The sequence below is a fragment of the Ciceribacter sp. RN22 genome (assembly GCF_024054295.1).
In the GTDB taxonomy this organism is placed as follows: Bacteria; Pseudomonadota; Alphaproteobacteria; order Rhizobiales; family Rhizobiaceae; genus Allorhizobium; species Allorhizobium lividum.
The window spans coordinates 911,498-932,747 of the sequence record NZ_JAMXLD010000001.1 but is presented as its reverse complement, the minus strand read 5'-3'; the positions used below and the strand labels follow the sequence as shown (position 1 = coordinate 932,747).

Here is a 21,250-nt window from a genome sequence, read left to right as displayed (position 1 = left end):
ATACGGTATCTTTGCGGCCATGATGAACGCGCGCGAGAGTATTTTGCGATGAACCCCGTCTTTACCGCCTATGGAGCACTGGGCGGCGCCATCGTGCTCGAGGTGATCGGCACGACGCTCCTGCAGCGGTCCGAGCAGTTCACCCGCCTGCTGCCGACCGCGGGCATGGTGATGTTCTATGCCGCCTCCTTCTACCTGCTGACGCACGCGCTCAAGGGCATGCCGCTCGGCATCGCCTATGCGATGTGGGGCGGGCTCGGCATCGTGCTGACGGCGCTGATCAGCGTTTTTGTCTTCAAGCAGACGCTCGATTTCGCCGCCCTTTCCGGGATCGCGCTGATCGTCGCCGGCGTCATCGTCATGAACACGCTGTCCGGGTCGGTGAGCCATTGAGCGCGCCTCTAGCCGCCCTCTCCGCCTATCACCGTCCGAAGCAGCCGGAACAGGTGCGCCGGGCGTTGCTCGATTGCGCCGCGCAGATCGCGGCAGAGAGCGGGGCCGCCGCGATCACCATCCAGGCGGTGGCGGAGCGCGCCGGCGTCACCAAGGGTGGGCTGCTGCACCACTTCGAAAGCAAGCAGGCACTGCTCGCGGCCGTCTTCGCCGACCTCCTCGACCAGCTCGACCGCGAGATCGACCGTTCGATGGAAAGCGACCCGAAGCCGGAAGGCCGCTTCACCCGTGCCTATGTCCGCGCCTGCTTCTCCGACCGGCTGCTCGGCGCGAGAAGCCTGTGGGCGGCGCTCTCGGTCGCGATCGTTTCCGAACCGGCGCTGCGGGCGCTCTGGACGGCCTGGCTCGACGCACGGCTTTCCCGACACCGCGCGACGGACGACACGCCGGCGCTCGCCGTCGTCCGGCTCGCCGCGGACGGCATCTGGCTCGCCGACATGCTGGAGAAGGAGGGCGGCCTCCGGCGCTATCCGCAGCGCTTCGAGGCGGAGCTGCTCGCGCTTGCCGGTGGATGATGCCTCCGGGCGGGCGTCGGCGGGAGGCAGCCATGCATCCGGAATGATTGTCCTTCCTCGCCCGATCGTGTAGTCAGGCGACCTTCCCGAGGCAGAGGACGGATCTTTCCATGAGCGGTTTCGAGCTGACCATTTTCGATTGTGACGGCGTACTCGTCGATTCCGAGATCATCGCCGCGAAGGTGGAATCAAAACTTCTCAACGAGGCAGGCTACCCGATCTCCGTGGAAGAGATGGGCGAACGCTTCGCCGGCATGACCTGGAAGAACATTCTGCTCTCCGTCGAGAAGGAAATCGACATTCCCCTTTCGGCGAGCCTGCTCGACAAATCCGAAACGCTCCTGGACCAGCGGCTCGCCCGCGAGGTCAAGATCATCGAGGGCGTCAGCTTCGCGCTCGCGCGCATCGAAGGGCCGCGCTGCATCTGCTCCAACTCCTCGGTCCACCGTCTCGACAGCATGCTGACGAAGGTCGGCCTCAAGGAGCAGTTCGCGCCGAACATCTTCTCGGCGAAGGAACTCGGTCCCGACCGAGTCAAGCCGAAACCGGACATCTATCTGCACGCGCTCTCGCAGATGGGCGTCGCGGCGAAGAAGGCCGTCGTCGTCGAGGATTCCGTCCACGGCGTGCACGCCGCGCGCGACGCCGGCATCCGCGTCATCGGCTTCACCGGCGCCTCGCACACCTATCCCTCCCATGCCGACCGGCTGACCGATGCCGGCGCCGAGACGGTGATCTCCCGCATGGTCGACCTGCCGGCGGTCATCGCCGCGATGGAGAGCTGGTCGGGCCTCGCCTGATCTCTCTCAGATCTTCAGCGTCAGCGCCGCCGGCTTGATCTCGAAGGAGGCGGCAATGCTTCCCGGCGTCTCACCGTCCGCCTCCAGCAGCGCCGGCCGGTCGTCGAGCGGCTCGGCCAAGACCGAGCGCGCCCGGTAGAAACGGACCTTCGGATCGCCGACATGGGCGCCCGAATAGATCTTCTGCAACAGCTTCAGGGTCTCGAGCGTCGGGGCGCCGCCGAGCACCGCGACCTCAAAGAGCCCGTCGGCAAGGTCCGCCGCCGGCGCGACATGCATGCCGCCGCCGAACCAGCCGCCATTGGCGATCGCCACGGCGGTCACCGGTCCGGCATGCACCTCGCGGCCGTCGAGCACGAGCCGCACCCGGCGGGGCCGATAGCGCAGGATCGACCGCAGCGAATGGACGAAGAAACGCAGCGGCCCGGGAAGCCAGCCGCCGCGCTCGGCCCCGTTGACCGAGCGCACGACCTCGCCCGAGACGCCGAAGCTCGCGATATTGACGAAATGACGCCCGGTAATCGTGCCATCTTCCGCGCGGCAACGCAGGAAGCCGGCGTCAACCTTCCGCAGGGGTGCGCGGGCGATCGCTTCCGCGATTGCAGCCGGCTGCCGCGGCAGATCGAAATTGCGGGCGTAGTCGCTGCCCGTTCCGGCCGGAACGAAGGCAAGCGGCGTTTCGGGACGCGAGGACGAGAGAATGCCGTCGGCGACCTCGCTGATCGTCCCGTCGCCGCCGACTGCGATCACGAGATCGACACCCGCCTCGACGACACGCCGCGCCAGGAGCGGCGTGCCCCCGGCGACGGTCTCATGCTCCTCGATCAGCGGAAAATGCCGGTCGAGCTCGCGCCTGACGCACAGCCAGCCGGCCTGCCCCGAGCGGCCACCCGAGACGGGATTCCTGATGATGGCGACCTTCACCCCTGCCCCCGACTTGAAAAGGACCGCAGCCTCCCCTCAAAGGCGGACGATCCGCACGGAAAACGGCCGGCGAAAACCGGCCGCCCCGCGAAATTCCTTGTGATTACTTGGTCTTGTAAGGACCTTCGTCGAACCCGACCTGCACCTTGGTGAGTCCCGAGACGTCGCCGGGCACCGTCACCTGCTTGGTGAAGAGGAACTGGCTCGCCTGTGCGGCATCGGCAAGGCTCGCCTCGAACTGGGTGAGCTCGGTATAAACGACCTTCTCGCCATCGGTGACGGCCACGCGGATCGGCATCTTCAGCGTGCCCGCCTTGCCCAACGGACCGGCGACCAGGCGGCCCTGGACCATGACGTTGATCGTCAGCTGCGTCTCGTCGCGGCTGCAGGAGCGGGTCGTGTCGGCGAGCGAGGCCTGGTAGACCACCTTCGCCGGGTCGTCCTTGCCGCCCTTGGCGTATGTGCGGTAGTAGGCCGTGCCGTCACGCAGCGCGATCGTCGGGCAGATGCCCTGCACAACGGGAGCGACGGCGGGCGTGGCAGCCGGCTTGTCGGCGCCACCGCCGAGAGCGGCACCGGGATTGCCGGCATTGCAACCCGCCAGCACAGTCAACAAGGATGCGGCCAAGATCCCGCGCGAGACTTTCAAAGACACGATTCCGAACCTTCCCCATTTCAGGCTGCGCGCAGCCAAAAACCATTCCAATTGAGGCCTTTTCACGACCCTTGCGGATGGTCTATATCAGCGGCGCAGCGAAAAATCGAGTAGCCGGCGTTTTGCGTCGATCGTCGGCTTCGTGCACGCCCTCGAAGGCATGCCTTCGTTCCCGACAGCAAGGATGACACTCTTGGAATACATCTCTACCCGGGGGCGGGCCCCCAGCCTCGGCTTCTGCGATGCCCTTCTTGCGGGGCTTGCCCGCGACGGCGGTCTCTACGTGCCGCGCGAATGGCCGAAGCTCTCGAAGAAGGAGATTCGCACGCTTCGGGGCAAGAGCTACCAGGAGGTCGCCTTTGCGGTGCTGCGGCCCTTCGTCGGCGACGAGATCAAGGCCGATGTCTTCCGGACGATGATCGACGAGGCCTATGCGACCTTCCGGCATCCCGCCGTCACCCCGCTCGTGCAGACCGGGCCGAACGCCTTCGTGCTCGAACTCTTCCATGGCTCCACGCTCGCCTTCAAGGACGTCGCGATGCAGCTTCTGGCGCGACTGATGGACCATGTGCTCACCGAGCGCGGCGAGCGGGCGACCATCGTCGGCGCCACCTCGGGTGACACCGGCGGGGCGGCGATCGACGCCTTCGCCGGACGTTCCCGCACCGACGTCTTCATCCTCTTCCCGCACGAAAAGGTCTCGCCCGTCCAGCAGCGGCAGATGACCACATGCAAGGCGGAGAACGTCCATGCGCTCGCCATCCGCGGCAATTTCGACGACTGCCAGAACCTCGTGAAGGCGATGTTCAACGACGCGGCCTTCCGCGACCGGCTGCGCATCTCCGGCGTCAACTCGATCAACTGGGCGCGGATCATGGCGCAGGTGGTCTACTACTTCACCGCCGCGCTCTCCCTCGGCAGCCCCGACCGCAAGATCTCGTTCACCGTGCCGACCGGCAATTTCGGCGACGTCTTCGCCGGCTATGTCGCGAAGAAGATGGGGCTGCCGATCGACCGGCTGGTGATCGCCACCAACGAGAACGACATTCTCGCCCGCACGCTCAAGACTGGCCGCTACGAGATGCGCGGCGTCTCGGCGACCACCTCGCCGTCGATGGACATCCAGATCTCCTCGAACTTCGAACGGCTGCTTTTCGAAGCCTATGACCGCGACGACGACGCCGTTCGCGCCTCGATGGAGAGCCTGCGGCAATCCGGCGCCTTCGAGATCAAGGAACGGGCGCTGAAGGCGATCCGCAAGGATTTCCGTGCCGCCCGCGCCAGCGAAAAGCAGGTGGCGAAGACGATCCGCACGACGCTCGCCGAGACCGGCTACCTGCTCGATCCGCACACCGCCGTCGGCGTTTTCGCTGCCACCAAATTCGAACGGTCGGCGAGCCCGATGGTGACGCTCGCGACCGCGCACCCGGCAAAATTCCCGGCTGCCGTAAAATCCGCAAGCGGTATTGACCCGGCGCTTCCGACGTGGCTTGCTGACCTGATGGACCGGGAGGAGCGTTTCGACATCCTCGATGCAGAGCTTAAAGCCGTTGAAACCTTCATCGGCCAGCATGCCCGCGCGTAAACGTAACGAGGCGTAGAAAGACGAATATGAAGGTTGAGTGTACCCGGCTGCCCTCCGGGCTGACCGTCGTAACGGAGAGGATGCCGCACCTTGAAAGTGTGGCGCTCGGCACCTGGATCAAATCCGGCGCCCGCAACGAAACGCCGGACGAGCACGGCATCGCCCATCTCCTCGAACACATGGCGTTCAAGGGCACGAGGAGCCGCAGCGCCCGCGATATCGCCGAGCAGATCGAGAATGTCGGCGGCGAACTCAACGCCGCGACCTCGACCGAAACCACCGCCTACTATGCCCGCGTCCTCAAGGACCACGTCCCGCTCGCTGTCGACATCCTTTCCGACATCCTGACCGACTCCGTCTTCGACGAGGACGAACTCGCTCGCGAGAAGCATGTGATCCTGCAGGAGATCGGCGCCGCCAACGACACGCCGGACGACGTCGTCTTCGACCGCTTCTCCGAGATCGCCTTCAGCGACCAGACGCTCGGGCGGCCGATCCTCGGCACGCCGGACACGGTCAAGGCCTTCACCAGCGACGAGATCCGCGGCTATCTCTCGCGCAACTACACCACCGACCGCATGTTCGTGGTCGCGGCGGGCGCCGTCGACCACGACGCCTTCGTCCGGCAGGTCGAGGAGCGCTACGCCTCCCTGCCGACCAAGGCCTCGGCTACGCCCGTCATGGAGCCCGCCCGCTATACCGGCGGCGAGGCGCGCGAGACCCGCGACCTCATGGATGCGCAGGTGCTGATCGGCTTCGAGGGACGCGCCTACCATGTGCGCGACTTCTACTGCTCGCAGGTGCTCGCCAACATCCTCGGCGGCGGCATGTCCTCGCGCCTCTTCCAGGAGGTGCGCGAATTCCGCGGCCTCTGCTATTCGGTCTATGCCTTCCACTGGGGCTTTTCCGATACCGGCATCTTCGGCATCCATGCGGCGACCGGCGGCGAGAACCTGCCGGAACTCGTGCCCGTCATCATCGAGGAACTGCGCAAGGCCTCGCAGTCGATCGACCAGCAGGAAATCGACCGTTCGCGCGCCCAGATCCGCGCGCAGCTCTTGATGGGGCAGGAAAGCCCGGCGGCGCGCGCCGGCCAGATCGCCCGCCAGATGATGCTCTACGGCCGCCCAATCTCCAACCAGGAGATGATGGAGCGCCTCGAAGGCATCACCACCGAGCGCCTCACCGACCTCGCCGGGCGGCTGTTCTTCGGCACGGTGCCGACGCTCTCCGCAATCGGCCCGCTGGAACAGCTCGCACCGATGGACGAGATCGCCGGCGCCCTGTCGCTCGGCCAACAGGCCACGCGCAAGGCTGCGAGATAAGTCTCGCGAGACAAGGCGGGGAGCAACCGCCGACGACGACACATGCGGCGGAGTGACCTGCCGCCGATCCGGGGGTGATCGATGGGACGATCGGTGTTTCGGTTTCTGTCGCGGCAGCCGGACAAGCCTGATCTTGCGAGCGAGGTGCATCGCCTGCGCCTGCCCCGCTACAGCGATTTCGAGCAGTGGCACGAGTTGCGGTCGGCCAGCCGCAGCTTCCTGCAGCCGTGGGAGCCGAGCTGGCGCCCCGACGACCTCACCGAACGGTCCTTCCGCGCCCGCGTGCTGCGCAACGAGCAGGAATATTATGCCGGGCTCGCGGTACCGCTCTTTCTTTTTTCACGCTCCGATGACACGCTGCTCGGCGGCCTGACCGTCGGGCTCATCCGGCGCGGTGCGGCGCAAAACTGCATGATCGGATACTGGATGGGCGAACGCCATGCGGGACACGGTCATATGTTTGCCGCACTTCAGCTGGCTATTCCGTACATATTCAGGGTCCTCGAGTTGCACCGAATTGAAGCAGCCTGTATTCCAGACAATCAAAAAAGCATCCGGCTGCTCGAACGGACCGGATTTCAGCGGGAAGGCCTTTTGCGCGAGTATCTGAAAATCAACGGTCAGTGGCGCGATCACGCCCTGTATTCCAGACTGGCCGAGAGCGCCGGCGGGAACAGGGACAAAGAGCGTTGATGACCTGGCTCCGGAATGACCATGCGTCCCGCGGACGCCAGCTGGTGATGCTTCTTGCCGTCCTGATGTGCGGCCTGGCGAGCCTTGCCGCCGGCACATCGCGGGCGGCGGAGCCGGTGAAGATCTCGCGCGACGACACCGCGCTCGACCTCACCCCGACCACGGAAATCTACACCAGCCAGGGCGAGGCCTTCCAGGTTTCGACGGCCGCCGGTGCCGACGGCATTCGCCGCCGCATCGAGGTCCGCGCCAGTTCGGAAAACCACCAGGGCGACTGGGCGGTGTTCGCGCTTGCCAACGTCTCGGAAGAGCAGCTCGAGCGCGTGATCGTCGCACCACACTTCCGGCTCGCCAAGTCCAAGCTATTCTGGCCCGATCTCGGCTCTCAGCGCATCATCGCCATCACGCCGTCGGAAGGTTTCGCCCTCGACCGGCAGCCGAGCGACGAGGCAGATGTCTTCCGCATCACGCTGAACCCCGGTGCGGTCATCACCTTCGTCGCCGAACTCGCGACGCCCAACCTGCCGCAGATCTATCTCTGGGAACCGAACGCCTACAAGGATACGGTCAACGCCTTCACGCTCTACCGCGGCATCGTGCTCGGCATCGCCGGCCTTCTCGCGGTGTTCCTGACGATCCTCTTCGTCGTGAAGGGCACCTCGATGCTGCCGGCGGCGGCCGCACTCGCCTGGGCGGTGCTCGCCTATATCTGCGTCGACTTCGGCTTCATCGACAAGCTGATCGGCATCACCACCGTCGACCAGCGAATATGGCGCGCCGGCGCGGAGGTGGCGCTGGCCTCCAGCCTGGTGATCTTCCTCTTTACCTACCTCAACCTCAACCGCTGGCACGTTCATCTCGGACACGCGACCTTCGCCTGGGTGCTGGGCCTCGGCCTCCTCTTCGGCGTGGCGATCTACGACCCGTCGATCGCCGCCGGCATCGCCCGCCTCTCCTTCGCGCTGACGGCGACGGCCGGCATCGCCCTCATCGTCTATCTAGGCTTCAACCGCTACGACCGGGCGATCCTGCTGGTGCCCTCCTGGGCGCTGATCCTCGTCTGGCTGTTCGGCGGCTGGCTCACCGTCACCGGCCAGCTCGACAACGACATCATCCAGCCGGCACTCGGCGGCGGACTGGTGCTGATCGTGCTTCTGATCGGCTTCACCGTCATGCAGCACGCCTTTGCCGGCGGCGCCTACCAGCAGGGCCTGTTCTCCGACCTCGAGCGGCAGGCGCTGGCGCTCAGCGGCTCCGGCGACACGGTCTGGGACTGGGACGTCGCGCGCGACCGCGTCGTCACGAGCCCCGATATCTCGGTGCGGCTCGGCCTTTCGCCGGGCACGATGCACGGGGCGGCGCGCAACTGGCTGCCGCGGCTGCACCCCGACGATCGTGACCGCTTCCGCGCCACGCTCGATGTACTGCTGGAGCATCGCAAGGGCCGGCTCAACCACGAATTCCGCCTGCGCGCCGAGGACGGCCATTTCCACTGGTTGCAGATCCGCGCCCGCCCCGTGCTCGGCTCCAACGGCGAGGTCATCCGCTGCGTCGGCACCATCGTCGACGTCACCGAGCAGAAGAACTCGATCGACCGGTTGATGCAGGATGCGATGCACGACAACCTGACCGGCCTGCCGAACCGCGAGGTCTTCCTCGACCGGCTCCAGTCGGTGCTGGCGCTCGCCAACGACGGCGACGCCATTCGCCCGACAATCATGGCGATCGACATCGACCGCTACAAGCAGGTCAACGACTCGCTCGGGATCGCCGCAGGCGACAACATCCTGATTGCGCTCACGCGGCGGCTGCGACGGCTTCTGAAGCCGCAGGATACGCTCGCGCGCATTTCCGGCGACGAGTTCGGCCTCATCCTCGTCTCCGAGCGCGATCCGGCCAAGGTCGCCGATTTCGCCGACGCCGTCAGCAAGGCGATCATGGTGCCGATCAGCTTCGCCAACCGCGAGGTGATCCTGACGGCCTCGGTCGGCCTCGTCTCGTGGGTCGACCAGCAAGAGAACGCCGTCGGCCTCCTCTCCGATGCGGAGCTTGCCATGTACCGGGCCAAGCGTGCCGGCGGCAACCGTGTCGAACCCTTCCGTCCGGCCTTCCGCACCTCCGGCACCGACCGGCTGCAGCTGGAAACCGACCTTCGCCGCGCCATCGAGCGCAAGGAGCTCTCGATCGTCTACCAGCCGATCGTCACACTTGCCGACGGCGAGATCGCCGGCTTCGAGGCGCTGATGCGCTGGGACCACCCCAAGCGCGGAACGATCCCGCCGTCCGAGTTCATCCCGATCGCGGAAAGCTCAGACCTCATCGAGCCGCTCGGCATGTTCGCGCTCGAACGCGCGACCTCCGATCTGGTCGAATGGGAGCGGCACACCGGCCACGTTCCGATCTTCGTCTCGGTCAATCTGTCGAGCGCCCAGCTGCTCAGCAGCGAGCTCTACAACGACGTCCGCTCGATGCTCGCGAAAACCCAGTGCGAACCGAACCGGATCAAGCTCGAGCTTACCGAGACGGTGATGATGGCGAACCCGGAGCAGGCGCGCCTCGTGCTCGGCAAGCTCAAGGAACTCGGCATCAGCCTGGCGCTCGACGACTTCGGCACCGGCTATTCCTCGCTCGTCTATCTGACGCGCTTCCCCTTCGACACGATCAAGCTCGACCGGGCGCTCGTCTGCGCCGAGGGCGACAAGCGCGAGGTGATGCTGCGCTCGGTGGTCGGCATGGCGCGCGAGATGGAGATGACGCTGGTCGCGGAAGGCGTGGAGACCGACGAAGCCGCCAAGGCGCTCGCGGACCTCGGCTGCCAGTACGGCCAGAGCTATCTCCTCGGCCCGCCGATCGGCGCCGAATCCGTCCAGAAACTGCTGCGCGAGCGCTTTCCGCTGACCAAGCGGGCGTGAGGGCGAGGCGGACTAACGCGCTATCGGGGACGGCCCTGCCCCTCAGGCGTGGCCGGCGTCGATCGAGAGCATGGCGGGCGTGACGCCCATCAGGGCGAGTGCACGCTCGTATTTTCCTTCGAGCGCGCGATCGAAGATGATGTCCTCGGTCGACGGGCAGTTGAGCCAGCCGTTGTTGGCGATCTCGTGTTCGAGCTGGCCCGGCCCCCATCCGGCATAGCCGAGCAGCATGGTCGCCCGACGCGGCCCGCGGCCGTCGGAAATGGCCCGCACGATGTCCAGCGTCGCCGTCAGCGAAATGTCGTCGCTGACCGGAATGCTGGAGTCGCTCAAGTAGTCGTCGGTGTGGAGGACGAAGCCGCGGCCGACCTCGACCGGGCCGCCGCTCTGGATCGGGAAGTCGCGGGCGTGCTCCGGCAGCATGATGGCATCGGCACGGTCAATCATGTTGAGGTGCAGCAGCACGTCGGCGAAGGTCAGCGACTGCGGGCGATTGATGATGAAGCCCATGGCGCCGGCCTGCGAATGGGCGCAGATATAGACCACCGAGCGGGAGAAGTTGCCGTCCGCCATGCCGGGCATGGCAATGAGCAGCTGCCCGTCGAGATAGCTGCGCTCGCGGTTCTTTGTTAAAGACGAGAAGGGCATCCTACCTCCAACTGCCTCTACGAGGCTTTCGGCGCCACGCGCTCGGTCTTCGACATGCGTTAAAGAGAAGATGGGGCATCGGCCGCGATCTATCAACCAAAAATGATCACGGGCTATCGAGCGTGACTAGAATTGACCCAAAATGGGCGCTAAGTCCATGTGACATGTTCGCGCCCCGTCTTTTCCGCCTCCTGCTCTCCGTCATCGCGGCGTTCCCTGCCGTCGCGCTTGCACCGACGCTGCCTGCCCGTGCGGCATCGAGCGACTGGGCACGCAACGAGGGCGGCCGCATGCGGCTCGTCGTCCTGCCCGCCGGTGCGGAAGGCCGTCGCCAGGCCGTGCTGCAGATCGAGCCGGAACCTGGCTGGATCACCTACTGGCGCGAACCGGGCGACAGCGGCGTGCCGCCCGCCGTGACGGTGGCACCCGCAAGCGGCGTTACACTCGACCGGGTCGACTTTCCCGTGCCGAAGCGGATCGACGCCGGCGATCTCACGGACATCGGCTACGACCATGCCGTCGCCCTGCCGATTTCGCTTTCCGGCCCGCCGGCGGGAAGCGAGGCGACACTGGAGGCGACCGCGTTTATCGGCCTCTGCAAGAACATCTGCATTCCCTTCCAGGCGGCGCTCACCGTCGATCTGCCGGCAACCGAGGCGGCCGACGCCGAGGAGGCCAAAATCGTGGCCGATGCCCTTGCCAGCCTGCCCGGAAAGGCCACATCCGATTTCGCGGTCGAGCGGCATGCGATCAGCGCCGACCTCAAACGCCTGACGCTGGAGGTCGCGCTGCCCGAGGGAACGACGGACGCGCAGGCGATCGTCGCCGGCCCTTCCGGTTATGTCTTCTTCGCCTCCGCACGTGCCGCCGGGGCCGGCGGCAGGACGGTGATCGAGGTGCCCGTCGGACGGCTTCCAAAGAATTACGCAATCTCCGGAAAGCGCTGGAACGCGCTGGTGATTGCCGGCGGACGGGCGATCGAGACCGTCCTTGCCTTTGACTGACGTCAATCTATATTTCCGGCGAAACACGCCCCACCGCCACAACGCCCCCCCCACACAGGAGAAGCCAATGACGATTGCGATCGGAGACAAACTGCCCCCGGCAACCTTCAAGGAAAAGACGCCGGACGGCCCGGTCGAGATCACCACCGACGCGCTCTTCAAGGGCAAGCGGGTGGTCGTCTTCGGGGTTCCCGGCGCGTTTACGCCGACCTGCTCGCTGAACCACCTGCCCGGTTATCTGGAAAACCGCGACGCGATCCTCGCCCGCGGCGTCGACGACATCGCCGTCGTCTCGGTCAACGACTGGCATGTGATGGGCGCCTGGGCGCAATCCTCCGGTGGCATGGGCAAGATCCACTTCCTCGCCGACTGGGACGCCTCCTTCACCACGGCGCTCGGTCTCGATGCCGATCTCTCCGCCGGCGGCCTCGGCGTGCGCTCCAAGCGCTATTCGATGCTGGTCGAGGACGGCAGGGTCAAGACGCTGAACGTCGAGGACGTACCGGGCCAGGCGACGGTATCCTCCGCCGCAACGATGCTCGGGCAGCTCTGATATCCCACGGTCGGTTCGAAGACGGCGGCGGAACGATCCGCCGCCCCTGATCTAAATGGAGAATACTCTCTGTCGCAAATGTCGGTCGCAGAACTCGGACCTTGCGTCCGGCGACCGGGAAATGGCAAGCGTCGCGATAATGATATTGAATAGACGCATGAACCTCTCTTGCGTGCTTTATGGATGAGGATCAGGAAACCCGTGTCTTTCCGATAGAGCCGCCAGAATCTTGTCCTTGCCGGAGATGAAAGCCCTCCCCTTGTATGTGCCGGTCTGATGAGAGGATGTCTCGCCATCCGCCAGCACCAGCGCGGGCAAGGACTGGTTTTCCTCACCGAGCAACTCAATCACCGGAAGCCTCGGCCGCGGCCATGCAATCCGCTCGACATCGAGCCGCCTGGCCAGGTCGGGGAAGGAAGCAAGAACCCCCTCCATGAGGGCGCAATGCCAGCAATAGAACCTCTGGCCGGGATAGGCGGGATCTTCAAAGTCGGGCAGCAAGAGAAAAAGCCTGTCTCGATGCACGGTATTCTCCTGCTTTCTCTGTCGCAAAATCGGATGTTCTACGACGGTTGGACATTCGGAATGTTTCACTGAGATATGCTCGGAAAGCTAAACCATCCACGACGTCCATTCCGCCAGCGGACAGCGCGTCACGATGTAGCCGGTTTCCACATGTGGGTCAGGAGCGGCGGAGCGATCCGCCGCTTCTCAGACCTCCATGTCGAAGACGAGGACGCCCGACAACCCGCCGTCGGTCGCGCGCACGAGCCGCTCCGCGACTTCGACATGCGCGGGATGCTGGAGATAGTAGTCCCGCACCTGGGCATCCTCGAAGGTGACGATGAAGCCGTCGACGAAACCGCCGTCGAGCCCTTCCGGCGAGACATTCGGCCCGCAGACCACTTCGGTCATGCCCGGAATGACGTCCTTCAGCGCGGCGATGCCCGCATAGATCGCCTGTTTTTCGGCCGCCTGCGTGGCCGCCTTGAAGCGCAGGAATACACAATGCCGGATCATGCTGACCTCCCCTCCGTCACGTCAGGGCAAACAATAGGGGCGGCTCGGGCTTTGACAAGCCGCCAAATTACCGCGGCTGCCGAAAGCAGTGGATGGCGGCAAAGCGCCCGCAGGTTCAGCGTCCCTTCTTGAAGGGCTCCATGCCGAGGCGGGCGAGTTCGTCGGCGCGCTCGTTCTCCGGATGGCCAGCATGGCCCTTGACCCAGTGCCAGGTCACCTTGTGGCGGCTCCTCGCCTCCTCCAGCGCCTGCCAGAGCTCGGCATTCTTCACCGGCTTCTTGTCGGCGGTCTTCCAGCCATTCTTGCGCCAGCCGAAGATCCACTTGGAGATGCCGTCCATCACGTATTTGCTGTCGGTGTGGAGGTCGACCTCACAGGCCGACTTGAGCGCGTTCAGCGCACTGATCGCCGCCATCAGCTCCATGCGGTTGTTGGTCGTCTCCGCCTCGCCGCCGGAGAGTTCCTTCTCGACGCCGTTGTAGCGCAGGACCGCGCCCCAGCCGCCGGGGCCGGGATTGCCGGAGCAGGCGCCGTCGGTGAATATCTCGACATGCTTCATGCGCTTGCGAGCCCGTATTCGGCGGCAGACACCACCTGGCGATGGAAGCGCAGCTTCCGCAGATATTCGATCGGATCCTTCTTGACGACGAGCGCGCCTTCGGGCGTCGTCAGCCAGTCGTAGAGCCGCGTCAGGAAGAAGCGCAGCGCCGAGCCGCGCGCGAGCACCGGCAGGGCGGCGATCTCCGCCGCGCTCAGCGGACGCACGGCATTGTAGCCGTCGAGCAGCGCCATGCCCTTGGTGATGTTGTAGGAGCCGTCCTTCTCGAAGCACCATGCGTTCAGACAGATCGACACGTCATAGGCGAGCATGTCGTTGCAGGCGAAGTAGAAGTCGATCAGGCCGGAAAGCTGGTCGCCGAGGAAGAAGACGTTGTCCGGAAAGAGGTCGGCATGGATGACGCCTTCCGGCAGCTCCTTCGGCCAGGCCCCTTCGAGGAACGCGAGTTCGCCGCCGATCTCCTCCTCGAGGCCGCTCAGTACCTCGTCCGCCCGGCTGGCGGATTTCGCCCACAGCGCCTGCCAGCCGTCGAGGGAGAGCGCATTCGGCCGGCGAAGCGCGAAGCCTTCCGACGCGATATGCATCTCGGCAAGCGCCTTGCCGACCTCGCGGCAATGGGCGGGCTCGGGCTTTCTCAGCCACATGCCTTCGAGGAAGGTGATGAGGGCGGCCGGGCGGCCGGACAATTCGCCGAGCAGCGCGCCGTCATGGCGCGGCAGCGGCAGCGGGCAATTGACGCCGCGCGAGGAGAGATGGTGCATCAGCCCGAGGAAGAACGGCAGATCGGATTTCTCCACCCGCTTCTCGTAGAGCGTCAGGATCAGCGAGCCGGCGGTCGTATGCAGCAGGAAGTTGGAATTTTCCACGCCCTCGGCGATGCCCTTGTAGGACATGAGTTCGCCGGCGTCGTACTGCCGCAGGAAGGCCTTGAGATCGACCTCGTTGATATCGGTATAGACTGCCATGATCCGTCGTCGGTTTGTCGGTGCTTCGTGAAGGCATACAGCGGGCGGGTGGCGAGCACCAGCCCTGCGGCGGGTCGGGGCACAGGAATTGACGCCCCTGATATCGCAGCCGGAAGATGCACAGGCACGACAAAATCGTCTTCATGAATTTCCATTGAAAACGTTGATACAATTTCCGTCACTCATGCGAAAATCCAACATTTCTCAGGGGTTCAGGAAAGAAGAAGCGAGATAGAAATTCGGAAAAGCCCTTGTATTTTTTCAGGAAAGCCATATCTTAGCGCCATCGCACCTTGCTAGCGACTTTTGTACAGGGCCTTCGCGGCTCTTTCAGATTTCCCTTCATCGTCGATTTATCAGATCGGCCATCCGGCCGGGCCCACATGCGATTGAAAGGAATTGTCATGAATACAGGTACAGTAAAGTGGTTCAACAGCACCAAGGGCTTTGGATTCATTCAGCCTGACAACGGCTCCCAGGACGTTTTCGTCCATATTTCCGCTGTCGAGCGCGCAGGTCTGCGCGGCCTCACCGAAGGCCAGAAGATCAGCTACGACATCGTGCAGGACAAGCGGTCCGGCAAGAGCTCCGCAGACAATCTGCAGGCTGCCTGAGGATTTCTCATTGTCCGCGTGACCACGGATGTACTGGCACGCCGGGGCAATGAAGTGGAAGGTCGGGATCAAACCCGGCCTTTTGTTTTTCGACCGACGAGGGAAGCTTGATGGGCAAGCCTGCTTATCGCGCCGGCGACACCGTCGTCTTGAAGCGGGGCGTTTTCCGCAAGGATGAACGTTACCGAAGCTGCAGCATCAGCGCCGTGCTTCCGGAGGCGCAGGGGCTCGCCCAGTATCGCGTTCAGTTCAGCGACGAATGCTTCGCCCGGCACATCACGGAGGCTGATGTCGACAGGGCGGAAACGCCGGCTTCTTCGCGGGGCACCGCACCTTCCGCATCCTTCGCCGGTGACGGCCGATGGATCAATCCGGGTTCGATCAGGACCAGAAAATAACAGCCGCCATGCGGCGTAAGGAGATGTTTTGCAGGTACTCGTCAGGGACAACAATGTCGATCAGGCACTTCGGGTGCTCAAGAAGAAGATGCAGCGGGAAGGCCTCTTCCGGGAGATGCGCGCCCGTAGCGCGTACGAAAAGCCGTCGGAGAAGCGCGCAAGGGAAAAGGCTGACGCCATCCGCAGAGTTCGCAAGCTTGCCCGGAAGAAAGCGCAGCGCGAAGGCCTGCTGCCTGCCCCGAAGAAGAAGGTCGTGCGAGCGCGCTAAGCGCTCGAACGTCGCAGAGCGGCCGCACGCGGCCGCAATTTGCCCTCCAGCCAGGGAGTAAGACATGGTTGCGACCAAGGACGCATTCTTCAAGCCCAAGAAAATGTCCGCGCAGGAGAAGGCGGAACAGACCGATGCGACCGCACGCGACATTCTCGCTGCGGAAGCCCAGGCGCGCGAAAAGAAGACCGAGACGCTGCGCGCGTTGCGGATGGCACAGCCTGTGCAGATCCAGCCGGCGAAAGCTCAAAAGAGCAAGACGCGCAAGGCTACCCCTCACCACTCCTGAGGATTGCGGGAGACCGGCATTGCCTAGCGGGCCTGCTCCCCTTTGCGAAACGGGAGCCGGTACACAGGCACATCACGCCGGTACCGGACGGTGGCGACTATCCTCAGACAGCCAGAAAGCCGCGGAGTTCATCCGCCAGCGATCGCAGGAAACCATCGCGATCGGCATGCGTGTCGGTGACGTGCGGCGGCAGTTCGTTCATGAAGGTGAAGTGCCCGGCGCCTTCGACCACGCGAATATCGACCGGGATCGCACCATCGATGACTTCCCTCAGAAACGCGGCCTGCGCCGGCGGCGTGATCGTGTCCCTGTCCCCCACCCAGACCTGAACAGGCACCTTCAAGGACGCCAGCGAACCGGGCCGCCGGAAGAAATCAGTCGGCGGCGCCAGCAGCGCCAGCCGGTCGATCGGACACCCCGACACTGCCCTCACCCGCTCTCCCGCCAGCGTATCGGCTTCGGCTCCGGCGAGCAGCAGCAACACCACCGTTCCGATCGAGTGCCCCAAGCCTGCGACCGGCAGTCCGGACGGGCAATGTCGAGCTGCGGCCAGCGAAAGCCTTCGCATCCGCTCCGACAGTTCGGCCCGGGTCGGAACGGGGGATGCCAGCATGTCGAAATGGGGCGCGACGACCAGCATCCCCTCGTCGGCGAGGGCCTGCAGGAGCCCGAGATGCCGCAGCGGGTTTCCACCGCGCCCAGCGGCGAAAAGAATGCATCGGCTCGCCGACGCCGGCTGCAACACCGTGACTTCGAAAGCGTTGTCTCCCTCTTTCGGCAAGGGCATCTCAGCCGTTCACCCAGGCCATGTCGTCGTGGGTGAGTTCGATCGACCGCAGCTCACGGTTGACGAGGAAGTGCTCGTTCTCCACCGAGAATTCCGCAAGCTCCACCGTCGTGTCGTAGCGTTCCCTGAAGGCCTCGATGATCTCGTTGACGATCACCTCCGGCGCCGAGGCGCCGGCCGAGAGCCCGAGCGTACCGATCGTCCCGATCGCATCCCAGTCGATCTCCGAGGCGCGCTGCACGAGCAGCGACTGCCTCGCCCCCGCCTTCTGCGCCACCTCGACGAGACGCTTCGAATTGGACGAGTTCGGCGCGCCGACGATCAGGAAGAGATCGCAGCCCGGAGCGGCCTGCTTGACCGCCTCCTGGCGGTTGGTGGTGGCGTAGCAGATCGAATCGGCGGCCGGATCGGCGAGATTGGGGAAACGCTCCTTGAGCTTGGCGATCACGCCTTCAGTGTCGTCGACCGAGAGCGTCGTCTGGGTGACGTAGCCGAGATTGTCGGGATCTGCCGGCTGGTAGGCGGCGGCGTCCTCGACCGTCTCGATCAGAGAGACGCTGCCCTCCGGCAACTGCCCCATGGTGCCGATCACCTCCGGATGGCCGGCATGGCCGATCAGGACGACGTGGCGGCCGAGCCGCTGGTGGCGCATCGCCTGCTTGTGGACCTTCGAGACCAGCGGACAGGTGGCGTCGAGATAGAAGAGGTTGCGCGCCCTGGCATCCGCCGGCACCGATTTCGGCACGCCGTGGGCGGAGAAGACGACCGGCTGGGCGCGATGCTCTTCGGGGATCTCGTCGAGTTCCTCGACGAAGATCGCACCCTTGGCCTCCAGCCCCTCGACCACGTAGCGGTTGTGGACGATCTCATGGCGCACATAGACCGGGGCGCCATACCCTTTCAGCGCCAGCACGACGATCTGGATGGCGCGGTCGACCCCGGCGCAAAAGCCGCGCGGCCCGCAGAGCCTTATCGTCAGTTTCGGTCGGGTCGGGGTTGTGTTCGTCATCAGCCAGCCAAGAGAACCAGGATCAGGGCGAGGACGGCCGGCAGCGCCTGGATGTAGAGAATGCGCCGCGACGCCGTCGCGCTTCCATATAGGCCGGCGACGAAGACGCAGCCAAGGAAAAAGAGCTTGAGCTCAAAAGCGAATTCCGGAACCGGCTGGACGAGCGCCCATCCGAGCCCGAGCGCGAGGAAGCCGTTGTAGAGCCCCTGGTTGGCGGCGAGCACCTTGGTCGCCTCCGCCTGCTGCGGCTTCATGCCGAAGGCCTTGAGGCCGGACGGTTTCGTCCAGAGAAACATCTCCAGCACGAGAATCCAGAGATGTTCGAGCGCAACCAGCGCGGTGAGCAGATCAGCGAGCAGTTTCATCGGTTCCCCTCCAGCCAATGTGGTTTTGTCTTCTATCACGCGATGTCGGCGGGAGGAAAACATCCGCCCCCGCCGAGGTTATTTCTGCTTCCGGCCCCGTAGGTATGCGGCGATCGAGATCACCAGCAGCACGACGGCGAGGCCGTACCAGGTGATCGCATATTGCAGATGGTCGTTCGGCAGATCGATCTGCGTCACCCCACCCTTCGGCCAGCCGCCGGCGACGGGCGTCGCATCCGCATCGACGAAAAACTGGACGACGTTCTGCTCGGCGAGCCCGGCGCTGGCGGCCATGGCGGAAAGATCCTTCCAGTAGAAGATGTCGCCGGCGACGTCGTTCTCGGGCACCACCCAGGAGGGCTTGCCGGCAAGGCGCGCCCGAGCGAGCCCCGTCACTGTCTGGCGACCGTCCGGCAGGCCTTCGCGGCGGCTTGCAGGGTCCTTCATCTCGTAGGGGATGAACCCGCGATTGACGAAGAGGAAGCGGCCATCGTCGAGCTCGAAGGGGGTGTAGACGTAGTAGCCGGTACGCCCGTCGAACGTCGCGAAGAAATGGCGTTCCCTGTCGTTCAGGAAGCGGCCTTCGACGCGGACCGGGCGATACTCGAAGTCCTCGCCGCGCGCAGCCATCGCCTCGATCTCGGACAACGACGCCGGCGGCAGTGTACGACGCGCCTCGATGTCGGCGATCAGCGCCTCCTTCCAGTGGAGGCGCCGGACCTGCCAGGTGCCGAGCGAGACGAGCACGGAGAGCGCGACGACCAGCAGGACGAGGCCGACGACGAACTTGGTGCGGCCCGCTGCAGTTCCCTCAGCCACGGTCGATCGTTCCCTGCGAGGCGTTGTTCTTGTACTGGAGCGCCACCAGCAGCGCCTTGATGGTGCGCAGGAGCCAGAGCGAAAGCCCGATCGCCAGCGGCCCCCAGAGGAGCGCGTGCAGCCAGGCCGGCGGCTGGTAGTTGATCTCCGTCCAGACGGCGAGCCCGACGACGATGAAATCGGCGATCAGGATGACGAAGACGGCCGGGCCGTCGCCGGCGTCGATGAAGGTATAATCGAGGCCGCAATTCGTGCAGCGCGGCTTGATCTTGCTCAGCCCGTCGAAGAGCTTGCCCTGCCCGCAGCGGGGGCAGCAGGCGCTGAGCGCCGCCTTCACCGGATCGACCGGCGGATACATCGCATTGTCGTCGCTCATGGCGGTCCCTCTGCTGCTGATATTACGCTTCTCTTAGAGGATGCCCGGCACCGGGGCAAATCCTCCGTGGCGGCTTCGGTTCCCCGCCAGCCCCCTCAACGAAAAAGGCGGCAGTCTCGCCGCCGCCTTTTCCGATAGTCGAAAGCTCTTCCGGCGATCAGCCGTGGGCGAGTGGTGCGCCCCAGCCGCCCCAGATGTAGACCGAGAAGAAGAGGAAGAGCCAGACCACGTCGACGAAGTGCCAGTACCAGGCGGCAGCCTCGAAGCCGAAGTGCTGCTTCGGGGTGAAATCGCCCTTCAGCGCGCGCAGCAGGCAGACGATCAGGAAGATCGTGCCGACGAGCACGTGGAAGCCGTGGAAGCCCGTCGCCATGAAGAAGGTCGAGCCGTAGATCGAGTCCTTGAAGGTGAACGGAGCGTGGGCGTATTCGTAGCCCTGCACGAAGGAGAAGAGCGCGCCGAGCAGGACGGTCAGCGTCAGGCCGGAGACGAGGCCGCGACGGTCGCCGTGCAGCAGGGCATGGTGTGCCCAGGTGACGGTGGTGCCGGAGAGCAGCAGGATGATGGTGTTGTAGAGCGGCAGGTGCCAGGGATCGAGAACCTCGATGCCCTTCGGCGGCCAATGACCACCGGTGAACTCGACGCGGGCGGACTGGATCACCTCGCCGGAGAACAGGCTCGCATCGAAGAACGCCCAGAACCAGGCGACGAAGAACATCACTTCGGAGGCGATGAACATGATCATGCCGTAGCGCAGGTGCAGCGACACCACGCGGGTGTGATGACCCTCATGGGCTTCCTTGATGGTGTCCGACCACCAGCCAACCATCGTGTAGAGGATGATCGCCAGGCCGATGAAGAACAGCCACGGATGGGCGAGCTCAAGGCCGAAGAGCTCGAACGAGCCGCCCGAGAGATAGCGCATGTAGCCGACGCCACCGAAGGTCAGCAGGAACGCCCCGATTGCGGCCAGGATCGGCCACGGGCTCGGATCGATGATGTGGTAGTCGTGATTCTTCTGATGCGCTTGGGCCATGTCAGCAATCCCCGAATGTCAATCTTTCCTGAGGTCCGGCGGGGCCGGACCCCTCCTCTCACAATTTCTGGTTCCCGTCCGACTTTCCGGCAGGCAGAACCGCCACCGGCTTCGTCTCCTCCTGCGGATAGAAGGTGTAGGACAGGGTGATCGTTCCGATATCCTTCGTCTCCACCGTGTTCACGATCTCCGGATCGATGAAGAAGACGACGGGCATGTCTTTCGTTTCGCCGGGCTTCAGCTCGATGTCGGTGAAGCAGAAGCATTCGATCTTGTTGAAATAGGCGGCGGCCTCCATCGGCGTCACGTTGAAGACGGCCTGCCCCTTTTTCGGCTCGGACGAATGATTGGTGGCGGTGAAATGGACCTTCACCGTTTCGCCGATCTTCGGCGCCACCTCGCGTTCGACCGGCTTGAACTTCCACATCAGCCCCGGCGCGACATTGGCGTCGAAGGTGACGCGCATCGTCCGGTCGAGAATGACGCTCGAAACCTGCTCGACACGCTGGGTCGTTCCGTTGTAGCCGGTCACCTGGCAGAACATGCGGTAGAGCGGGACGGCGGCGAAGCTCATGCCGACCATGCCGCCGACGAAGGCGACGCAGGCGACGAGGATCGCCGCATTGCTGCGCCCCTTGCCGGCCGGAATTTTCGTGCTCTCTGCCAAGGTCCGACCTC

General features: G+C 64.7%; 27 protein-coding genes. 13 read left to right on the top strand and 14 right to left on the bottom strand.

Annotated features, from left to right (window positions below):
- The first annotated feature begins 48 nt into the window (after positions 1–48).
- The 3 genes from NHF53_RS04595 (at position 49) to NHF53_RS04585 (ending at position 1,768) form a co-directional block, all read left to right on the top strand.
- Positions 49–393, top strand: coding sequence for a multidrug efflux SMR transporter (locus NHF53_RS04595; protein WP_252833279.1), 345 nt, complete (start codon positions 49–51; stop codon positions 391–393).
- Positions 390–968: a TetR/AcrR family transcriptional regulator gene (locus NHF53_RS04590; protein WP_252833278.1), complete on the top strand. Its 579-nt coding sequence runs from the start codon at positions 390–392 to the stop codon at positions 966–968. Before NHF53_RS04595 ends, NHF53_RS04590 begins: the two co-directional genes overlap by 4 nt.
- Before the next feature lie 110 nt (positions 969–1,078).
- On the top strand, positions 1,079–1,768 hold the full coding sequence (locus NHF53_RS04585; RefSeq protein WP_114364459.1) for an HAD family hydrolase: 690 nt from the start codon (positions 1,079–1,081) through the stop codon (positions 1,766–1,768).
- Between the two features lie 6 nt (positions 1,769–1,774).
- Here the strand turns inward: NHF53_RS04585 and NHF53_RS04580 are convergent, their stop codons facing one another.
- Positions 1,775–2,692 (bottom strand): diacylglycerol kinase family protein, encoded by a 918-nt coding sequence (locus NHF53_RS04580; protein ID WP_252833277.1) that lies wholly within the window; start codon positions 2,690–2,692, stop codon positions 1,775–1,777.
- Between the two features lie 103 nt (positions 2,693–2,795).
- Positions 2,796–3,347 carry a hypothetical protein gene (locus tag NHF53_RS04575; protein WP_252833276.1) on the bottom strand — a complete coding sequence of 184 codons (552 nt, stop codon included), beginning with the start codon at positions 3,345–3,347 and terminating at the stop codon, positions 2,796–2,798.
- Between the two features lie 184 nt (positions 3,348–3,531).
- Here NHF53_RS04575 and thrC point away from each other — a divergent pair, with 184 nt between their 5' ends.
- The 4 genes from thrC to NHF53_RS04555 all read left to right on the top strand — a co-directional run bounded on the left by thrC (position 3,532) and on the right by NHF53_RS04555 (position 9,862).
- Complete coding sequence (thrC, locus tag NHF53_RS04570; RefSeq protein WP_252833275.1) at positions 3,532–4,932, top strand: threonine synthase; 1,401 nt, start codon at positions 3,532–3,534, stop codon at positions 4,930–4,932.
- A gap of 26 nt (positions 4,933–4,958) precedes the next feature.
- Positions 4,959–6,257: a pitrilysin family protein gene (locus NHF53_RS04565; RefSeq protein ID WP_252833274.1), complete on the top strand. Its 1,299-nt coding sequence runs from the start codon at positions 4,959–4,961 to the stop codon at positions 6,255–6,257.
- Positions 6,258–6,338: 81 nt separating this feature from the next.
- Positions 6,339–6,950 (top strand): GNAT family N-acetyltransferase, encoded by a 612-nt coding sequence (locus tag NHF53_RS04560; RefSeq protein WP_252833273.1) that lies wholly within the window; start codon positions 6,339–6,341, stop codon positions 6,948–6,950.
- 47 nt (positions 6,951–6,997) lie between these two features.
- Positions 6,998–9,862, top strand: coding sequence for an EAL domain-containing protein (locus NHF53_RS04555; protein ID WP_374591157.1), 2,865 nt, complete (start codon positions 6,998–7,000; stop codon positions 9,860–9,862).
- A gap of 42 nt (positions 9,863–9,904) precedes the next feature.
- Here NHF53_RS04555 and NHF53_RS04550 read toward each other — a convergent pair whose 3' ends face one another.
- Entirely contained in the window at positions 9,905–10,510 is a 606-nt protein-coding gene (locus NHF53_RS04550; protein WP_114364453.1) for a YqgE/AlgH family protein, read from the bottom strand.
- A gap of 164 nt (positions 10,511–10,674) precedes the next feature.
- On the opposite strand from NHF53_RS04550, the gene NHF53_RS04545 reads away from it, so the two are divergent.
- Together NHF53_RS04545 and NHF53_RS04540 are read left to right on the top strand one after the other, a co-directional pair.
- Positions 10,675–11,514 (top strand): protein-disulfide reductase DsbD domain-containing protein, encoded by an 840-nt coding sequence (locus NHF53_RS04545; RefSeq protein WP_252833272.1) that lies wholly within the window; start codon positions 10,675–10,677, stop codon positions 11,512–11,514.
- A gap of 67 nt (positions 11,515–11,581) precedes the next feature.
- Positions 11,582–12,067, top strand: coding sequence for a peroxiredoxin (locus NHF53_RS04540; RefSeq protein ID WP_252833271.1), 486 nt, complete (start codon positions 11,582–11,584; stop codon positions 12,065–12,067).
- 177 nt (positions 12,068–12,244) lie between these two features.
- Here NHF53_RS04540 and NHF53_RS04535 read toward each other — a convergent pair whose 3' ends face one another.
- The 4 genes from NHF53_RS04535 to NHF53_RS04520 form a co-directional block, all read right to left on the bottom strand.
- Entirely contained in the window at positions 12,245–12,592 is a 348-nt protein-coding gene (locus tag NHF53_RS04535; RefSeq protein WP_252834913.1) for a DUF3088 family protein, read from the bottom strand.
- Between the two features lie 186 nt (positions 12,593–12,778).
- Positions 12,779–13,087: a Dabb family protein gene (locus tag NHF53_RS04530; protein WP_114364449.1), complete on the bottom strand. Its 309-nt coding sequence runs from the start codon at positions 13,085–13,087 to the stop codon at positions 12,779–12,781.
- 115 nt (positions 13,088–13,202) lie between these two features.
- On the bottom strand, positions 13,203–13,646 hold the full coding sequence (gene rnhA / locus NHF53_RS04525) for a ribonuclease HI (RefSeq protein WP_114364448.1): 444 nt from the start codon (positions 13,644–13,646) through the stop codon (positions 13,203–13,205).
- The gene (locus NHF53_RS04520; RefSeq protein WP_252833270.1) at positions 13,643–14,611 is read right to left on the bottom strand and encodes a homoserine kinase; all 969 of its coding nucleotides are present in this window, start codon (positions 14,609–14,611) and stop codon (positions 13,643–13,645) included. Before NHF53_RS04520 ends, rnhA begins: the two co-directional genes overlap by 4 nt.
- Positions 14,612–15,015: 404 nt before the next feature.
- On the opposite strand from NHF53_RS04520, the gene NHF53_RS04515 reads away from it, so the two are divergent.
- The 4 genes from NHF53_RS04515 to NHF53_RS04500 all read left to right on the top strand — a co-directional run bounded on the left by NHF53_RS04515 (position 15,016) and on the right by NHF53_RS04500 (position 16,180).
- The gene (locus NHF53_RS04515) at positions 15,016–15,225 is read left to right on the top strand and encodes a cold-shock protein (protein ID WP_114364446.1); all 210 of its coding nucleotides are present in this window, start codon (positions 15,016–15,018) and stop codon (positions 15,223–15,225) included.
- Positions 15,226–15,335: 110 nt separating this feature from the next.
- Positions 15,336–15,623: a cold-shock protein gene (locus tag NHF53_RS04510; RefSeq protein ID WP_114364445.1), complete on the top strand. Its 288-nt coding sequence runs from the start codon at positions 15,336–15,338 to the stop codon at positions 15,621–15,623.
- 28 nt (positions 15,624–15,651) lie between these two features.
- Complete coding sequence (rpsU, locus tag NHF53_RS04505) at positions 15,652–15,891, top strand: 30S ribosomal protein S21 (RefSeq protein WP_114364444.1); 240 nt, start codon at positions 15,652–15,654, stop codon at positions 15,889–15,891.
- A 64-nt stretch (positions 15,892–15,955) separates the two neighbouring features.
- On the top strand, positions 15,956–16,180 hold the full coding sequence (locus NHF53_RS04500) for a hypothetical protein (RefSeq protein ID WP_252833269.1): 225 nt from the start codon (positions 15,956–15,958) through the stop codon (positions 16,178–16,180).
- 103 nt (positions 16,181–16,283) lie between these two features.
- On the opposite strand, the gene NHF53_RS04495 is transcribed toward NHF53_RS04500, so the two are convergent.
- From NHF53_RS04495 to NHF53_RS04465, 7 genes are all read right to left on the bottom strand, one after another.
- On the bottom strand, positions 16,284–16,967 hold the full coding sequence (locus NHF53_RS04495; protein WP_252833268.1) for a hypothetical protein: 684 nt from the start codon (positions 16,965–16,967) through the stop codon (positions 16,284–16,286).
- Between the two features lies 1 nt (position 16,968).
- The gene (gene ispH / locus NHF53_RS04490; RefSeq protein ID WP_252833267.1) at positions 16,969–17,976 is read right to left on the bottom strand and encodes a 4-hydroxy-3-methylbut-2-enyl diphosphate reductase; all 1,008 of its coding nucleotides are present in this window, start codon (positions 17,974–17,976) and stop codon (positions 16,969–16,971) included.
- The gene (locus NHF53_RS04485; protein ID WP_252833266.1) at positions 17,976–18,341 is read right to left on the bottom strand and encodes a DUF1304 domain-containing protein; all 366 of its coding nucleotides are present in this window, start codon (positions 18,339–18,341) and stop codon (positions 17,976–17,978) included. Before NHF53_RS04485 ends, ispH begins: the two co-directional genes overlap by 1 nt.
- A 78-nt stretch (positions 18,342–18,419) precedes the next feature.
- Positions 18,420–19,160 carry an SURF1 family protein gene (locus tag NHF53_RS04480; RefSeq protein WP_252833265.1) on the bottom strand — a complete coding sequence of 247 codons (741 nt, stop codon included), beginning with the start codon at positions 19,158–19,160 and terminating at the stop codon, positions 18,420–18,422.
- Complete coding sequence (locus NHF53_RS04475) at positions 19,153–19,536, bottom strand: DUF983 domain-containing protein (RefSeq protein ID WP_114364438.1); 384 nt, start codon at positions 19,534–19,536, stop codon at positions 19,153–19,155. Before NHF53_RS04475 ends, NHF53_RS04480 begins: the two co-directional genes overlap by 8 nt.
- Positions 19,537–19,693: 157 nt before the next feature.
- Positions 19,694–20,572 (bottom strand): cytochrome c oxidase subunit 3, encoded by an 879-nt coding sequence (locus NHF53_RS04470; protein WP_252833264.1) that lies wholly within the window; start codon positions 20,570–20,572, stop codon positions 19,694–19,696.
- A 58-nt stretch (positions 20,573–20,630) separates the two neighbouring features.
- Positions 20,631–21,239, bottom strand: a complete 609-nt coding sequence (locus NHF53_RS04465) for a cytochrome c oxidase assembly protein (protein WP_252833263.1) — start codon at positions 21,237–21,239, stop codon at positions 20,631–20,633.
- Positions 21,240–21,250: the final 11 nt, after the last annotated feature.

What these genes read in the sequence shown, in the direction of transcription:
- rnhA (WP_114364448.1), bottom strand. Translation starts at nt 13,646, where the DNA reads ATGAAGCATGTCGAGATATTCACCGACGGCGCCTGCTCCGGCAATCCC.
- NHF53_RS04495 (WP_252833268.1), bottom strand. Translation starts at nt 16,967, where the DNA reads ATGCCCTTGCCGAAAGAGGGAGACAACGCTTTCGAAGTCACGGTGTTG.
- NHF53_RS04540 (WP_252833271.1), top strand. Translation starts at nt 11,582, where the DNA reads ATGACGATTGCGATCGGAGACAAACTGCCCCCGGCAACCTTCAAGGAA.
- NHF53_RS04585 (WP_114364459.1), top strand. Translation starts at nt 1,079, where the DNA reads ATGAGCGGTTTCGAGCTGACCATTTTCGATTGTGACGGCGTACTCGTC.
- NHF53_RS04565 (WP_252833274.1), top strand. Translation starts at nt 4,959, where the DNA reads ATGAAGGTTGAGTGTACCCGGCTGCCCTCCGGGCTGACCGTCGTAACG.
- NHF53_RS04470 (WP_252833264.1), bottom strand. Translation starts at nt 20,572, where the DNA reads ATGGCCCAAGCGCATCAGAAGAATCACGACTACCACATCATCGATCCG.
- NHF53_RS04475 (WP_114364438.1), bottom strand. Translation starts at nt 19,536, where the DNA reads ATGAGCGACGACAATGCGATGTATCCGCCGGTCGATCCGGTGAAGGCG.
- NHF53_RS04545 (WP_252833272.1), top strand. Translation starts at nt 10,675, where the DNA reads ATGTTCGCGCCCCGTCTTTTCCGCCTCCTGCTCTCCGTCATCGCGGCG.
- ispH (WP_252833267.1), bottom strand. Translation starts at nt 17,976, where the DNA reads ATGACGAACACAACCCCGACCCGACCGAAACTGACGATAAGGCTCTGC.
- NHF53_RS04500 (WP_252833269.1), top strand. Translation starts at nt 15,956, where the DNA reads ATGGTTGCGACCAAGGACGCATTCTTCAAGCCCAAGAAAATGTCCGCG.
- NHF53_RS04515 (WP_114364446.1), top strand. Translation starts at nt 15,016, where the DNA reads ATGAATACAGGTACAGTAAAGTGGTTCAACAGCACCAAGGGCTTTGGA.
- NHF53_RS04485 (WP_252833266.1), bottom strand. Translation starts at nt 18,341, where the DNA reads ATGAAACTGCTCGCTGATCTGCTCACCGCGCTGGTTGCGCTCGAACAT.
- NHF53_RS04595 (WP_252833279.1), top strand. Translation starts at nt 49, where the DNA reads ATGAACCCCGTCTTTACCGCCTATGGAGCACTGGGCGGCGCCATCGTG.
- NHF53_RS04555 (WP_374591157.1), top strand. Translation starts at nt 6,998, where the DNA reads ATGCTTCTTGCCGTCCTGATGTGCGGCCTGGCGAGCCTTGCCGCCGGC.
- NHF53_RS04550 (WP_114364453.1), bottom strand. Translation starts at nt 10,510, where the DNA reads ATGCCCTTCTCGTCTTTAACAAAGAACCGCGAGCGCAGCTATCTCGAC.
- NHF53_RS04520 (WP_252833270.1), bottom strand. Translation starts at nt 14,611, where the DNA reads ATGGCAGTCTATACCGATATCAACGAGGTCGATCTCAAGGCCTTCCTG.
- NHF53_RS04510 (WP_114364445.1), top strand. Translation starts at nt 15,336, where the DNA reads ATGGGCAAGCCTGCTTATCGCGCCGGCGACACCGTCGTCTTGAAGCGG.
- thrC (WP_252833275.1), top strand. Translation starts at nt 3,532, where the DNA reads ATGACACTCTTGGAATACATCTCTACCCGGGGGCGGGCCCCCAGCCTC.
- NHF53_RS04560 (WP_252833273.1), top strand. Translation starts at nt 6,339, where the DNA reads ATGGGACGATCGGTGTTTCGGTTTCTGTCGCGGCAGCCGGACAAGCCT.
- NHF53_RS04530 (WP_114364449.1), bottom strand. Translation starts at nt 13,087, where the DNA reads ATGATCCGGCATTGTGTATTCCTGCGCTTCAAGGCGGCCACGCAGGCG.